Here is a 14,158-nt window from a genome sequence, read left to right on the forward strand (position 1 = left end):
ACAAACGAAACCACATTAATCTGGCATTAACTACTTCGGCGCCAGCTCACGTAAATGCCGTGCCACCGCAATCCACGCACCGATATACCCCAACAACACCGCGCCAAGCAAGAGACTCAGACCATCGGCTACCGGCACACCGGCCAGAGCGAAATCACTGCCGTAGAGCCCGGCCAAGCCGACAACCGCGTCGTTCAACCAATCCAGGCCAAACGCCAGTACGCCCCAGGACAAGATCCCCGCACCCAGGCCATACAGCGCGCCCATGTACAGGAAAGGCCGACGCACATAGCTGTCTGTGCCGCCCACCAGTTTAATCACTTCTATCTCGGTGCGACGGTTTTCAATATGAAGACGAATGGTATTACCTATCACCAAAAGTAATGCAGACACTAATAACACCGTCAGGCCGAACACAAAGCGGTCACCCAGCTTGAGGATTGCGGCCAGGCGCTCTACCCAGACTAGATCAAGTTGCGCCTGTTGCACCTTCGGCATCTCTGCGAGTTTTTGTCGCAGGGCTTCCAGCGCCGGCTTGTCGACCTCGTTCGGCGTTACCAACACCACGCCCGGCAGCGGGTTCTGCGGCAGCTCCTTGAGCGCCTCGCCCAGGCCCGATTGCTGCTGGAACTCTTCGAGGGCTTGGTCGCGGCTGATGTACTCGGCCTCGGCTACCCCCGGGATGTTCTTGATATCGTCACGCAGCGCTTCGCCTTCCTTGCTGCTGGTGTCCAGGTTCAGGTACAGCGAAATCTGCGCCGCCCGCTGCCAGGAACCGCCCAGGCGCTCCACGTTATTAAGCAAAAGCGACAAGCCCATCGGCAGGCTCAAGGCCACGGCCATGACCAGGCAGGTGAAAAAGCTGCCGATCGGCTGCTTGCCCAGGCGCCGCAGGCTGTCCAGCAGGCTGGCGCGGTGGCTTTCGATCCAGGCGTGCACCAGGGTGCCGAAGTCCGGGCCGTCGTCTTCGTCGTGTTTTTTCTTTTTCGGTTGCGGGTCGGCTGGCTTCGGAGCCACCCGTTCGGAAACTTTAGGGCTGCGTGTAGCACTCATACGCCAGCCTCCCCATCGCCGATCAGGCGGCCGCGTTGCAGGGTGAGCATGCGATGGCGCATACGGGCAATCAAGGCCAGGTCGTGGCTGGCGATCAAGACGCTGGTGCCCAGGCGGTTGATGTCTTCGAACACCCCCATGATCTCGGCCGCCAGGCGCGGGTCGAGGTTACCGGTGGGTTCGTCCGCCAGCAGCAAGGCCGGGCGATGGACGATGGCGCGGGCGATACCGACACGCTGTTGCTGGCCGGTGGACAGGTCGCCGGGGAAGAGGTCGGTCTTGTCCGACAAGGCCACACGCTCCAGGGCCGAATCCACGCGCTTGACGATCTCGGCCTTGGACAGCCCCAGTATCTGCAACGGCAGGGCCACGTTGTTGAACACCGTACGGTCGAACAGCAACTGGTGATTCTGGAACACTACGCCGATCTGGCGGCGCAGGAATGGAATTTGCGCATTGCTGATAGTGGCCAGGTCCTGACCCGCCAGCAACAACTTGCCGGTGGTCGGGCGTTCCATGGCCAGCAGCAGGCGCAACAGCGTACTTTTGCCCGCGCCCGAATGGCCGGTGACAAACAAGAATTCGCCGCGACGCACTCGAAAGCTCAGCTCATGCAAGCCCACATGCCCGTTGGCATAGCGTTTACCGACCTGCTCGAATCGAATCATGAACGCTCCCGCTCGGCAAACAGTGCCTGTACAAAGGGTTCGGCTTCAAAGGTGCGCAGGTCGTCGATGCCTTCACCGACGCCGATATAACGAATCGGCAACCCGAACTGTTTGGCCAGGGCGAAAATCACACCGCCTTTCGCCGTGCCGTCGAGCTTAGTCAATGCCAGGCCGGTCAGTTGCACCGTCTGATTGAATTGCTTGGCCTGGCTGATGGCGTTCTGGCCAGTACCGGCGTCAAGCACCAGCAGGACTTCATGGGGTGCATCGGCGTCAAGCTTGCCGATCACGCGGCGCACTTTCTTCAGTTCTTCCATCAAATTGTCTTTGGTGTGCAGGCGGCCGGCTGTATCGGCGATCAGCACATCGATGTTGCGCGCCTTGGCGGCTTGCACAGCATCGAAAATCACCGACGCAGAGTCGGCACCGGTGTGCTGGGCAATCACCGGGATCTTGTTGCGCTCGCCCCACACCTGCAACTGCTCGACGGCTGCGGCACGGAAGGTGTCACCGGCGGCGAGCATGACTTTCTTGCCCTCCCCCTGCAGCTTCTTGGCCAGTTTGCCGATGGTGGTGGTCTTGCCAGCGCCGTTTACACCTACAACGAGGATGACGAACGGCTTTTTCGGCGTGATCACCAGCGGCGCTTCAACCGGCTTGAGCATGGCGGCCAGCTCAGCCTGCAGGGATTTGTACAGGGCGTCGGCGTCGGTCAACTGCTTGCGCGCGACCTTCTGCGTCAGGCTCTGGATGATCACGGCGGTGGCTTCGACGCCCACGTCGGCGGTGAGCAGGCGGGTCTCGATGTCTTCCAGCAGCTCGTCATCAATGACTTTCTTGCCCAGGAACAGGCTGGCCATGCCTTCGCCAATACTGGCGCTGGTCTTGCTCAGGCCCTGCTTGAGACGGGCAAAAAACCCGGTTTTGCTGGTTTCGGTGGTGGCGGCGACAGGCTCTGGCTCGACGACGGCAGGTGCGGCAACAACCGGTGCCGGCACTTCAACGACGGGCGGAACTTCAGCCACAACCTCTACCGGCGCCGGCTCAACCACTGCAGGAATCGGCGGCACGACGTGCTCGGCCTGAACATCCTCCACCAACGCCACAGGCTCTTCGGCCACCGGCAGTTCCAACCAAGGCTTGTGCTCAGGCGCAGGCTCAGGTTCCGGCTCGGCCTCGACGACCGGCTGCAACACCGGCTCAGCCATCGGCAACACCACCGGAACTGGCGTCTCGGCAACCGGTTCGGCTTCTATTACGGGTTCAGGGGTGGGTTCAGCGTGAACCTGTGGCTGTTCGACGACGGTTTCCTGCGGCTTTTTGCGCAGCCATCCGAACAGGCCTTTCTTCTCGCCAGCCGCAGCTGGGGTCTTCTTGTCGTCGTTGGAACCAAACATGGAGACGGCTATCTCAAGGTAGCGACGCGCCAAGGGGCGCTTCGGTAAATAAAATTCGATGCGTAACAGACTGTTTTTTAGCCAGCTCGTTCATGCGCAACATTTTGTAAGGCCTAAATAGGGCCTCAACAAGACAGCCACAGTGGCCGTCCCTAGGTCGGATCAGTATCCTAGCACCTCCTCGCCCGCCGACGCTAAGACCAAGCGGGCAGCCCAACAGGTTTAAAAACGAATGAATGCTCTAGCCCGCCGCGCCGCAGGCCTGCTGTTCAGCACAGTTTGTCTGCCTCTCTCAGCTTTGGCTGCCGATCCACAACCCACCCATGAATTCACCCTCGATAACGGCCTCAAGGTGGTCGTGCGCGAAGATCATCGCGCGCCGGTGGTGGTTTCCCAGGTCTGGTACAAGGTTGGCTCAAGCTACGAAACACCGGGCCAGACCGGTTTGTCCCACGCCCTGGAACACATGATGTTCAAGGGCAGCGCCAAGGTTGGCCCCGGTGAAGCCTCGCTGATCCTGCGCGACCTGGGCGCCGAAGAAAACGCCTTCACCAGCGACGACTACACCGCGTACTACCAGGTATTGGCCCGTGATCGCCTGGGTGTGGCCTTTGAGCTGGAAGCCGACCGCATGGCCAGCCTGCGCCTGCCGGCCGACGAGTTCAGCCGGGAAATCGAGGTAATCAAGGAAGAGCGCCGCCTGCGCACCGACGACAACCCGATGTCCAAGGCCTACGAGCGCTTCAAGGCCATGGCCTTCCCCGCCAGTGGCTACCACACGCCGACCATCGGCTGGATGGCCGACCTGGACCGCATGAAGGTCGAGGAACTGCGCCACTGGTACCAATCCTGGTACGTGCCGAACAACGCCACCCTGGTGGTGGTCGGCGACGTGACCCCGGACGAGGTGAAAAACCTCGCCCAACGTTACTTCGGCCCGATCCCCAAGCGTGACGTGCCGCCGGCAAAAATCCCGATGGAACTGGCCGAGCCCGGCGAGCGCCTGCTGACCCTGCACGTGCAGACCCAATTGCCAAGCGTGTTCCTGGGCTTCAACGTGCCTGGCCTGGCCACCGCCGAAGACAAACGCTCGGTGCAGGCCCTGCGCCTGATCTCGGCGCTGCTGGACGGCGGCTACAGTGCACGGATCTCCGAGCAACTGGAGCGCGGTGAGGAACTTGTGTCCGCGGCTTCCACCAACTACGACGCCTACACCCGCGGCGACAGCCTGTTTACGCTCTCGGCCACGCCGAACCAGCAGAAGAAGAAAACCGTCGCCCAAGCCGAAGCCGGCCTGTGGCGCCTGCTCGATGAGTTGAAGGCCAAGCCGCCGACCGCCGAAGAACTGGAGCGCATCCGTGCCCAGGTCATTGCCGGCCTGGTGTACCAGCGTGACTCCATCACCAGCCAGGCCACGGCCATCGGCTCCCTGGAAACCGTTGGTCTGTCCTGGAAGCTCATGGACACGGAGCTTGCCGACCTGCAAAGCGTGACGCCGGAAGATATCCAGAAAGCCGCGCGCACCTACTTCACCCGCGAACGTCTGAGCGTCGCCCATGTTTTGCCAGAGGAGACCGCTCATGAGTGATCGCAAAAACAGCCGCCTGATCCTGCCCGGCCTGATCGCCGTCACCCTGATGGCGGCCAGCGCCGTTTACTTCTTGCGCCCCAGCGAGTCGGTCGCCAGCCAGGCCCTGGACAAGGCTCAAACGGCCAGCACCCTGCAGTCCCTGGCGGAACTGGATGGCAAGGCACCGACCAACCGCAAGCTCGACGTACAAACCTGGACCACCGCCGAAGGCGCCAAGGTGCTGTTCGTCGAAGCCCACGAATTGCCGATGTTCGACATGCGCCTGCTGTTCGCCGCCGGCAGCAGCCAGGATGGCGACGTGCCAGGCCTGGCGCTGATGACCAACGCCATGCTCAACGAAGGCGTGCCGGGTAAGGATGTCAGCCAGATCGCCAGCGGGTTCGAAGGCTTGGGAGCCGACTTTGGCAACGGCGCCTACCGCGACATGGCGCTGGTGACCCTGCGCAGCCTGAGCGACAGCGCCAAGCGCGACGCCGCCCTGTCACTGTTCAACCAGGTGATTGGCCAGCCGACTTTCCCGGCAGACTCTCTGGCACGCATCAAGAACCAGATCCTGGCCGGCTTCGAGTATCAGAAGCAGAACCCCGGCAAACTGGCGAGCATCGAGCTGTTCAAGCGTCTGTACGGCGACCATCCTTACGCGCATCCGAGCGAAGGCACCCCAGAAAGCGTGCCGAAAATTACCCTGGCACAGCTGCAGGCGTTCCATGCCAAAGCCTATGCGGCGGGTAATGCGGTGATTGCGGTCGTCGGCGACCTGACCCGTGCAGAAGCCGAGGCCATGACGGCCAAAGTGTCGGCATCGCTGCCCAAAGGCCCGGCCATGGTCAAGATCGCTCAACCGACCGAGCCAAAAGCCGGCCTGAGCCGTATCGAGTTCCCGTCCAAGCAAACCCACCTGCTGTTTGCGCAGTTGGGCATCGACCGTGCCGATCCGGATTACGCAGCCTTGTCCCTGGGTAACCAGATCCTCGGCGGCGGTGGCTTCGGGACCCGCTTGATGAGCGAAGTGCGTGAAAAGCGCGGCCTGACCTATGGCGTGTATTCCGGTTTCTCACCGATGCAGGTGCGCGGCCCGTTCATGATCAACCTGCAGACCCGCGCCGAAATGAGCGGCGGCACCCTGCGCCTGGTTGAGGATGTACTGGCTGATTACCTCAAGAACGGCCCAACACAAAAGGAACTGGACGACGCCAAGCGCGAACTGGCCGGCAGCTTCCCGCTGTCCACCGCCAGCAACGCCGATATCGTCGGGCAGTTGGGCGCCATGGGTTTCTACAACCTGCCGCTGAGCTATCTGGAAGATTTCATGAAACAATCACAGGCCCTGACCGTCGATCAGGTCAAGGCTGCAATGAACAAACACTTGAGCGCCGACAAGATGGTCATCGTGACCGCCGGCCCGACGATTGCGCAAAAGCCACTACCGCCCCCCACTGATAAACCTGCCGAGCAGCCGCTCGGGGTTCCGGAGCATTAATGGCCAGTTCATCTCGCCCGAAAAAACCTGTCCACAACGTGCATAACGGTGTGGGCCAACTGCGCATCATTGGCGGTGAATGGGGCAGCCGCAAGCTGAGCTTCCCCGACGTCGTGGGCCTGCGCCCGACGCCCGATCGCGTGCGTGAAACCTTGTTCAACTGGCTCGCGCCGTACATAGGCGGGGCCAAAGTGCTGGACCCGTTCGCCGGCAGCGGCGCGCTGTTCCTGGAGGCGCTGTCCCGTGGCGCGGCGCAGGGCCAGGCGCTGGACGCCAGCAATGTGGCGGTGTCCAGCCTCAAGGAGCACCTGGGCACGCTGCGTTGCACCACCGGCCAGGTGCAGACGGCCGACGCGCTGCGCTACCTGGAAACCCAGGCGGCCACTGAATACGACGTAGTGTTCCTCGACCCACCGTTCAACCAGAACCTGCTGCCGACCGTCTGCACACTGCTGGAAGAACGCCAGTGGCTGGCACCGGATGCCTGGATCTACACTGAGAGCGAGACCGCGCCGTCCACGCTCGGCCTGCCAAGTGGCTGGCGCCTGCACCGGGAGCAGAAGTCCGGGCGGGTGTATTACGCGTTGTGGCATCGTTTGGTCGAAAACGCCGCCTGATCGTGTGGCTAGAGATTGCTCCCGCTGGGCTGCGAAGCGGCCCTGAAACCTGCCAAGGTGTTCCGACTGAATAAACGCAGTGTTCTTGATGGGGCCGCTACGCGGCCCAGCGCGAGCAAGCTCGCTCGCCACAGTGAGTTCACTTGCCACCGAGAGCGTCATGACCCCTTCTTGCGACCTGTTCAAACCCGCCTTCGGCCTCGGCAACCCTCACTTGCAGACACTGTGGGGGCCGCTGTGGCGCCCGACCACCCACATCGAGCGTCAGCGTGAGCGCCTGTGGCTGGAGGATGGCGACTTCCTCGATCTCGACTGGCACGGGCCTCATGACGTGCAAGCGCCTTTGGTGCTGGTGTTGCATGGGCTGACCGGTTCGTCCAATTCGCCCTATGTGGCCGGCCTGCAAAAAGTCCTCGCCACCCAAGGCTGGGCCAGTGCTGCGTTGAACTGGCGCGGCTGCTCGGGCGAGCCCAACCTGCTGGCTCGCAGCTATCACTCCGGCGCCAGCGAAGACCTGGCAGCCGCGATTGCTCATCTGCGCGCCAAGCGGCCTTTGGCGCCCTTGTACGCGGTGGGTTACTCCCTGGGCGGCAACGTGTTGCTCAAGCATTTGGGGGAAACCGGCGAGGCCTCAGGGCTGCAGGGCGCGGCGGCGGTGTCGGTGCCGTTTCGCCTGGATCAATGCGCGGATCGCATTGGGCTGGGGTTCTCGCGGGTGTATCAAAAGCACTTCATGCGCGAGATGCTGGCGTATATCCGCGTCAAGCAACGCCAATTCCTGCAGGACGGTCGTGAGGATGGGCTCAAAACCCTGGAGGCCCTTGGCTCCCTGGAAAAGATGCGCACGTTCTGGGACTTCGACGGGCGGGTAACCGCGCCGCTGCACGGTTTCTTGAGTGCCGAGGATTACTATCGCCGCGCTTCCAGCCGCTATTACCTGGGCGGTATCCGCACGCCGACGCTGATTATCCAGGCGGCTGATGATCCGTTTGTGTTTGCGCACAGCTTGCCTGACGCCAGTGAGCTGTCGGCCTGCACCGAGTTCGAGTTGCTGGCCAAGGGCGGGCATGTGGGGTTTGTGGAGGGTTCGTTGAAGCGCCCTGGTTACTACCTGGAACGCCGGATCCCGCAGTGGCTCCAGACCCAATACGGTCAATAGTGTGGGAGCTGGCTTGCCTGCGATAGCGGTGGGCCAGCCAATGTTGAGGTGGCTGACACTCTGCTATCGCAGGCAAGCCAGCTCCCACATTTCAATGAAACGTTTACACCGGTCGTTTACTCGCCCGTGGCTATTTCCCGAGCTGGATCAGTAATCCACTCACTCCACGACCCCGCATACAACTTACCCAACGGGTACCCCGCCAGGCTTAACGCAAACAGGTTATGGCACGCCGTCACCCCAGACCCGCAATACGCCACCAACTCCTGCGGCGGGCGCCCTTGCAGCTGCGCGGCAAAGCGTTGCTTGAGCTGATCAGCCGGTAAGAAACGACCATCACTGCCCAGGTTTTCACTGAACGCCGCGCATTGCGCGCCAGGGATATGCCCGGCAATCGGGTCGATGGGTTCTACTTCGCCACGAAAGCGCGGCTGGGCGCGGGCGTCGATCAAGGTCAGGCCGGGTTGGCCCAGGCGTTTTTGCAGGTGTTCGGCATCCAGCAACAGACGATGATCCGGCGTACCGGCGAAGGTACCTGGCTCAACCACGGGCGCGTCCAGGCTCAGGGGGAAACCGGCGGCATGCCAGGCCTTGAGGCCACCATCCAGAATAAACACACCATCACGCTTGCCCAGCCAGGCCAGCAGCCACCAGGCACGGGCGGCGTAGGCACCGGGGCCGTCGTCATACAGCACCACATCGGTGTCGGCACTGATACCCCAGGCCCGCAGTTGCCTGGCGAACGTGTCCGCCGCCGGCAAAGGATGACGACCGGTCACGCCCTTGGTCACCGGGCCGCTCAGGTGGCGCTCCAGGTCGGCGTATTGCGCGCCCTCGATATGCCCTTCGGCGTAACTGCACAAGCCGTAGTCCGGGTCTTCCAGGGCAAAGCGGCAATCCAGGATCACCCACCCGCTCGACTGTTGGCGCTCGGCCAATTGCTGGGGGCTGATCAGTTGGGCAAGCGGCATGACTGACTCCTGTGAATACAAAGGGGAAAGGTCTTACTTCACTTCTTCCAGTGCCTGATTCAACGGCACGTAAAACTCTTTGAACAAGGCGTCCACCGCCTCTTTGGCCTGTGGCGTGACAAACCCCGCCTCCAGCACCAGCACCTGATAAACCCCACGCTTGATCGCCTCGGCGCTCAGGTGGGTGGATTTTTCATTGGTGGTACACAAAAAGCGCACCCACGAGGTGAGGATGATCCACGCATTCAGGGTCAGGGCTTCTGTTTGCACCGGGTCCATATTGAGAATGCCGGCATCGACAAAGCCCTGGTAGATCGCGCCGCCCTGAATCAGGCAACGCTGGGAAAAACGCCGGTAGCCGGTCGCCAGTTCCGGGTCGCTCTCCAGCAGGTGTTCGAGGTCGCGATGCAGGAAGCGATAACGCCACATGCCGGCCAATACGGCTTGCAGGTAAAAGCGTTTATCCTCCACCACCATCGTGCGTCCCTGGGGTGGGCGCAGGAAACTGTCTACCAACGCTTCATATTCGCGGAACAGCACGGCGATGATCGCCTGCTTGTTAGGGAAGTGGTAGTACAGGTTGCCCGGGGAAATTTCCATGTGGGCGGCAATGTGGTTGGTACTGACACTGCGCTCGCCCTGCTGGTTAAAAAGCTCCAGGCTGGTTTGCACAATGCGCTCGCTGGTCTTTACTCGTGGTGCCATAGGGGATCAGCTTCTATACACGGGATGGGGCATCTTACGGCCTAACCCGGCCAGGATAAATCTGGATGTTACTGCAATGTTATTTGACAATTTAGAGCAATGACTCTAAAAATCCAGGCAGACCAATAACAATCGGTGCCGCGCCATGTCTGCCAACGTTGCCTACCTGCAAGATTCCCAGGCGCTGGATCAACTCCAGGACCTGTTCGACGCCCAACGCCGCGCCTATGCCGCCAACCCGATGCCGCCGGCCGGGCAGCGCCAGCAATGGCTCAAGGCTCTGCGGGATCTGCTGAGCGACGAACGCCAGGCGCTGATCAATGCGATCAGCCAGGATTTCAGCCATCGCAGCGCCGACGAAACCCTGTTTGCCGAATTGATGCCTAGCCTGCATGGCATTCACTACGCGAGCAAACACCTCAAGGGCTGGATGAAACCTTCCCGCCGCGCTGTAGGCATTGCCTTCCAGCCCGCCTCAGCCAAAGTCATTTACCAGCCACTGGGCGTCGTCGGCGTCATCGTGCCGTGGAACTACCCGCTGTACCTGGCCATCGGCCCGCTGGTTGGGGCATTGGCTGCCGGTAACCGGGTGATGCTCAAGCTCAGCGAGTCCACGCCGGCCACCGGCGAGCTGCTCAAGGCGTTGCTGGCCAGGATCTTCCCCGAGGACTTGGTGTGCGTCGTGCTGGGCGAAGCTGACGTGGGCATGGCGTTTTCCAAGTTGCGCTTCGATCACCTGCTGTTCACCGGCGCTACCAGCATAGGCAAGCACGTGATGCGTGCGGCGGCCGAAAACCTCACGCCGGTGACCCTGGAGCTGGGCGGCAAATCGCCAGCCATTGTCTCGGCCGACGTGCCGCTCAAGGATGCTGCCGAACGCATCGCTTTCGGCAAAGCCTTGAACGCCGGACAAACCTGCGTGGCGCCGGATTATGTGCTGGTACCGGAAGATCGCTTGGAGGGCTTTGTCGAGGCGTATTCCAAAGCCGTGCGCGGGTTTTATCCGACGCTGGCCGACAACCCAGACTACACCGCCATCATCAACGAACGCCAACTGGCCCGGCTCAATGCCTACGCCAAGGACGCCACCGACAAAGGCGCCACCTTGATCCCGCTGTACGAGCAAGGCCAGGCGCGGCGAATGGCCCACAGCCTGCTGTTGAATGTCAGCGACGACATGACCGTGATGCAGGACGAAATCTTCGGCCCGCTCCTGCCCATCGTGCCGTATCGCGGCCTTGACCAAGCCTTTGCCTACATCAACCAGCGCCCTCGCCCACTGGCCTTGTATTACTTCGGCTACAACAAAGGCGAACAAGCGCGGGTGCTCCACGAAACCCATTCCGGCGGTGTGTGCCTGAACGACACCTTGCTGCACGTCGCCCAGGACGATATGCCGTTCGGTGGCATCGGCCCGTCAGGCATGGGCCATTACCACGGTCACGAAGGTTTCCTGACGTTCAGCAAGGCCAAGGGTGTGCTGGTCAAACAGCGCCTGAACGCAGCGAAGTTGATCTACCCGCCCTATGGCAAGTCGATCCAGAAGCTGATCCAGAAGCTGTTTATCCGCTGATAACCGCCACCTTCGGGACTATAAAAACAATGAACCCCAGCCTGACTGATTCACCCGCGCTGTCACGGCGCGGCGTCTTGAAAATCGGCCTGTGTGCCAGCGCCTTCCTCGCCACCGCCGGGTTGGGCGCCAGCCTCAGTGGTTGCTCCAGCAGTACGCCGGCCAGCGGCTTTGCGATGTTGCGCACCAGCGACTTGCCGTTCTTGCGGGCGGTGATCCCGGTGCTGCTAGAAGGCGCGGCCAGTGCCGAACAAGTGCTTGCAGGTATTGAGGGCACCCTGAAAAAGCTCGATTACAGCCTGCAGCACTTGTCGCCCGAGATGTTCAAGCTCACCCAGCAATTATTCGACGTACTGGGCATGGGCATTACCCGCGGCCCGCTGACCGGTATCTGGGGCAGTTGGGAAAACGCCAGCAGCGAACAGATCCGCAATTTCCTGCACCGCTGGGAAAACAGTTACCTGAACCTTTTGCGCATGGGCCAGGGCTCGCTGCTCAAACTAGTGATCATGGCCTGGTACTTCCGGCCCGAGTCCTGGGCCCATTGCGGCTACCCCGGCCCGCCCAAGATCTAGCCTGGGCAATCCCCCAAGATTGCATCTTCCGACAAGAATAAGAGAGCACACCTATGCCCGTACCCGATCTGTTCCGCGACGGCCTGGCCCGTGGCTGGAAAACCCACAATGGCGCCGCCCTGGATCACGACCTGACCCTGGAAGCGGATGTCGCCATCATCGGCAGCGGCGCCGGGGGCGGTACCACCGCCGAAATCCTCAGCGCCGCCGGCTACAAAGTGTTGCTGATCGAAGAAGGCCCGCTCAAGACCAGTAGTGATTTCAAGCTGCTGGAAGACGAAGCCTACGCCAGCCTTTACCAGGAAGGCATCGGCCGCATGAGCAAGGACGGCGCTATCACCATCCTGCAGGGCCGGGCGGTGGGCGGTACCACCTTGATCAACTGGACCTCCAGCTTTCGCACCCCTGACGCTACCCTCGCGCATTGGGCCAGCGAATATGCGGTCAAAGGCCACAGCAGCGCCGAAATGGCGCCCTGGTTCGAAAAAATGGAGCAGCGCCTGGGCATCGCGCCCTGGGCGCTGCCGCCGAATGCCAACAACGATGTGATCCGCAAAGGCTGTGAAAAGCTCGGCTACAGCTGGCATGTGATCCCGCGCAATGTGCGCGGCTGCTTCAACCTGGGGTATTGCGGCATGGGCTGCCCGGTCAACGCCAAGCAGTCAATGCTGGTGACGACCATCCCGTCCACCCTGGAAAAGGGCGGCGAACTGCTTTACCTGGCCCGCGCCGAACGGCTCACATACAGCGGCGACACCATCAGCAGCCTCGAATGCGTGGCCATGGACGAACGCTGCGTAGCGCCAACAGGGCGCAAGATCAGGGTGAAAGCCAAGCACTATGTGCTGGCGGGCGGCGGCATCAACAGCCCGGCCCTGCTGATGCGCTCCGACGCGCCCGACCCACACTCGCGGCTGGGCAAGCGCACCTTCCTGCACCTGGTCAATTTCTCCGCCGGGCTGTTCGACGAAGTGATCAACCCCTTCTACGGTGCGCCGCAATCCATCTACTCCGACCACTTCCAAAGGCAGGACGGCACTACCGGCAAAATGTCCTACAAACTGGAAGCACCGCCCCTGCATCCAGGCCTGGCGAGCACCCTGTTTGGTGGCTACGGCAACCAGAACGCCCTGGACATGAACCAATTACCCCACACCCACGCCATGCTCGCCCTGCTGCGCGACGGCTTTCACCCCGACAGCCCAGGCGGCACGGTGGAGTTACGCGGTGACGGCACGCCAGTGCTCGACTATCAGGTCTCGCCCTACGCCTGGGACGGCCTGCGCCGGGCCTTCCACAGCATGGCCGAGATTCAGTTCGCGGCGGGGGCCAAATCGGTCAAGCCCCTGCATCACGACGCGCGTTTTGTGAACAACTTGGCCGAAGCGCGCAGCGTGATCGACGGTCTGAACCTGGAACTGCATCGCACCACCCTGGGCAGCGCCCACGTGATGGGCGGTTGTGCCATGGGTGAAGATCCGAAAAATGCCGTCGCCGACAGCCTGGGTCGCCATCATCAGTTGCGTAACCTGTCGATCCACGATGGCTCGCTGTTCCCCACCAGCATTGGCGCCAACCCGCAATTGTCGGTGTACGGATTGACCGCGCAACTGGCGAGCGCATTGGCCGAACGTCTGAAAACGGCATGAAAAGACAGGGTATTCACGGTATCTATCTACATAAGTCGACTTGGCCCACCGGTAATGCTGCGATACCATCCGGTTCCCCAACGGACTCCGCCAGGACGACGCGATGAACCGAGTGTTGTACCCAGGTACCTTCGACCCGATTACCAAAGGCCATGGCGATCTGGTCGAACGCGCCTCTCGCCTGTTCGACCATGTGATCATCGCGGTCGCGGCCAGCCCCAAGAAAAACCCGCTGTTTCCCCTGGAACAACGTGTGGAGCTGGCGCAAGAGGTCACCAAGCACCTGCCGAATGTGGAAGTAGTGGGCTTTTCGACACTGCTGGCGCATTTCGCCAAGGAGCAGAACGCCAATGTGTTCCTGCGTGGCCTGCGTGCGGTGTCGGACTTCGAATACGAATTCCAGCTGGCCAACATGAACCGCCAATTGGCGCCGGACGTGGAAAGCCTGTTCCTCACGCCGTCGGAGCGTTATTCGTTCATTTCCTCGACGTTGGTTCGTGAAATCGCTGCTTTGGGCGGAGATATCACCAAGTTCGTGCATCCAGCTGTAGCCGATGCACTGACATTGCGCTTCAAGAAGTAAGACTCATTGTGGCGAGGGAGCTTGCTCCCGCTGGACTGCGCAGCAGTCCCAATCCTTTCATCCCTCACCACAGAGACAGGCTCGCACTGCGGGCGTCAATGCGGCACAATTGCGCGCATTAGTTTTCAGATGCCTTG

At 61.5% G+C, this 14,158-nt stretch carries 13 protein-coding genes; 8 read left to right on the forward strand and 5 right to left on the reverse strand.

From position 1 onward, the window contains the following. Positions 1-30 precede the first annotated feature (30 nt). The 3 genes from ftsX to ftsY are packed head-to-tail and all read right to left on the reverse strand — an operon-like array spanning position 31 to position 3,118. Entirely contained in the window at positions 31-1,053 is a 1,023-nt protein-coding gene (gene ftsX / locus ACP7CZ_RS13260; protein ID WP_003195111.1) for a permease-like cell division protein FtsX, read from the reverse strand. Next, entirely contained in the window at positions 1,050-1,721 is a 672-nt protein-coding gene (gene ftsE / locus ACP7CZ_RS13265) for a cell division ATP-binding protein FtsE (protein ID WP_003195112.1), read from the reverse strand. The genes ftsX and ftsE overlap by 4 nt, the downstream gene beginning before the upstream one ends. Next, positions 1,718-3,118, reverse strand: coding sequence for a signal recognition particle-docking protein FtsY (ftsY, locus tag ACP7CZ_RS13270; protein WP_294195605.1), 1,401 nt, complete (start codon positions 3,116-3,118; stop codon positions 1,718-1,720). Before ftsY ends, ftsE begins: the two co-directional genes overlap by 4 nt. A 232-nt stretch (positions 3,119-3,350) precedes the next feature. Between ftsY and ACP7CZ_RS13275 the strand changes: the two genes are divergently transcribed. From ACP7CZ_RS13275 to ACP7CZ_RS13290, 4 genes are all read left to right on the forward strand, one after another. Next, positions 3,351-4,706 carry a M16 family metallopeptidase gene (locus ACP7CZ_RS13275; RefSeq protein ID WP_054897586.1) on the forward strand — a complete coding sequence of 452 codons (1,356 nt, stop codon included), beginning with the start codon at positions 3,351-3,353 and terminating at the stop codon, positions 4,704-4,706. Further along, a complete protein-coding gene (locus tag ACP7CZ_RS13280; protein WP_294195603.1) occupies positions 4,699-6,189 on the forward strand; it encodes a M16 family metallopeptidase in 1,491 nt (496 codons plus the stop codon). Before ACP7CZ_RS13275 ends, ACP7CZ_RS13280 begins: the two co-directional genes overlap by 8 nt. Continuing rightward, positions 6,189-6,806: a 16S rRNA (guanine(966)-N(2))-methyltransferase RsmD gene (gene rsmD, locus ACP7CZ_RS13285; protein ID WP_034128953.1), complete on the forward strand. Its 618-nt coding sequence runs from the start codon at positions 6,189-6,191 to the stop codon at positions 6,804-6,806. The genes ACP7CZ_RS13280 and rsmD overlap by 1 nt, the downstream gene beginning before the upstream one ends. A 160-nt stretch (positions 6,807-6,966) precedes the next feature. Further along, positions 6,967-7,965 (forward strand): hydrolase, encoded by a 999-nt coding sequence (locus ACP7CZ_RS13290; protein ID WP_054897587.1) that lies wholly within the window; start codon positions 6,967-6,969, stop codon positions 7,963-7,965. A 116-nt stretch (positions 7,966-8,081) separates the two neighbouring features. Here the strand turns inward: ACP7CZ_RS13290 and ACP7CZ_RS13295 are convergent, their stop codons facing one another. Both ACP7CZ_RS13295 and ACP7CZ_RS13300 read right to left on the reverse strand, forming a co-directional pair. Continuing rightward, complete coding sequence (locus tag ACP7CZ_RS13295; protein WP_054897588.1) at positions 8,082-8,936, reverse strand: sulfurtransferase; 855 nt, start codon at positions 8,934-8,936, stop codon at positions 8,082-8,084. A gap of 33 nt (positions 8,937-8,969) precedes the next feature. Next, positions 8,970-9,641 (reverse strand): TetR/AcrR family transcriptional regulator, encoded by a 672-nt coding sequence (locus ACP7CZ_RS13300; RefSeq protein ID WP_005792294.1) that lies wholly within the window; start codon positions 9,639-9,641, stop codon positions 8,970-8,972. 145 nt (positions 9,642-9,786) lie between these two features. Between ACP7CZ_RS13300 and ACP7CZ_RS13305 the strand changes: the two genes are divergently transcribed. The 4 genes from ACP7CZ_RS13305 (at position 9,787) to coaD (ending at position 14,021) form a co-directional block, all read left to right on the forward strand. After that, on the forward strand, positions 9,787-11,214 hold the full coding sequence (locus ACP7CZ_RS13305; protein ID WP_054897589.1) for a coniferyl aldehyde dehydrogenase: 1,428 nt from the start codon (positions 9,787-9,789) through the stop codon (positions 11,212-11,214). Positions 11,215-11,243: 29 nt separating this feature from the next. Continuing rightward, positions 11,244-11,789 carry a hypothetical protein gene (locus ACP7CZ_RS13310; RefSeq protein WP_020301931.1) on the forward strand — a complete coding sequence of 182 codons (546 nt, stop codon included), beginning with the start codon at positions 11,244-11,246 and terminating at the stop codon, positions 11,787-11,789. Between the two features lie 53 nt (positions 11,790-11,842). Then, positions 11,843-13,438 carry a GMC family oxidoreductase N-terminal domain-containing protein gene (locus ACP7CZ_RS13315; RefSeq protein ID WP_426174445.1) on the forward strand — a complete coding sequence of 532 codons (1,596 nt, stop codon included), beginning with the start codon at positions 11,843-11,845 and terminating at the stop codon, positions 13,436-13,438. 103 nt (positions 13,439-13,541) lie between these two features. Next, positions 13,542-14,021, forward strand: a complete 480-nt coding sequence (gene coaD, locus ACP7CZ_RS13320; protein WP_003195136.1) for a pantetheine-phosphate adenylyltransferase — start codon at positions 13,542-13,544, stop codon at positions 14,019-14,021. Positions 14,022-14,158 lie beyond the last annotated feature (137 nt).

This window comes from Pseudomonas sp. DWP2-2, from assembly GCF_049897065.1.
Classification (GTDB): domain Bacteria; phylum Pseudomonadota; class Gammaproteobacteria; order Pseudomonadales; family Pseudomonadaceae; genus Aquipseudomonas; species Aquipseudomonas paracarnis.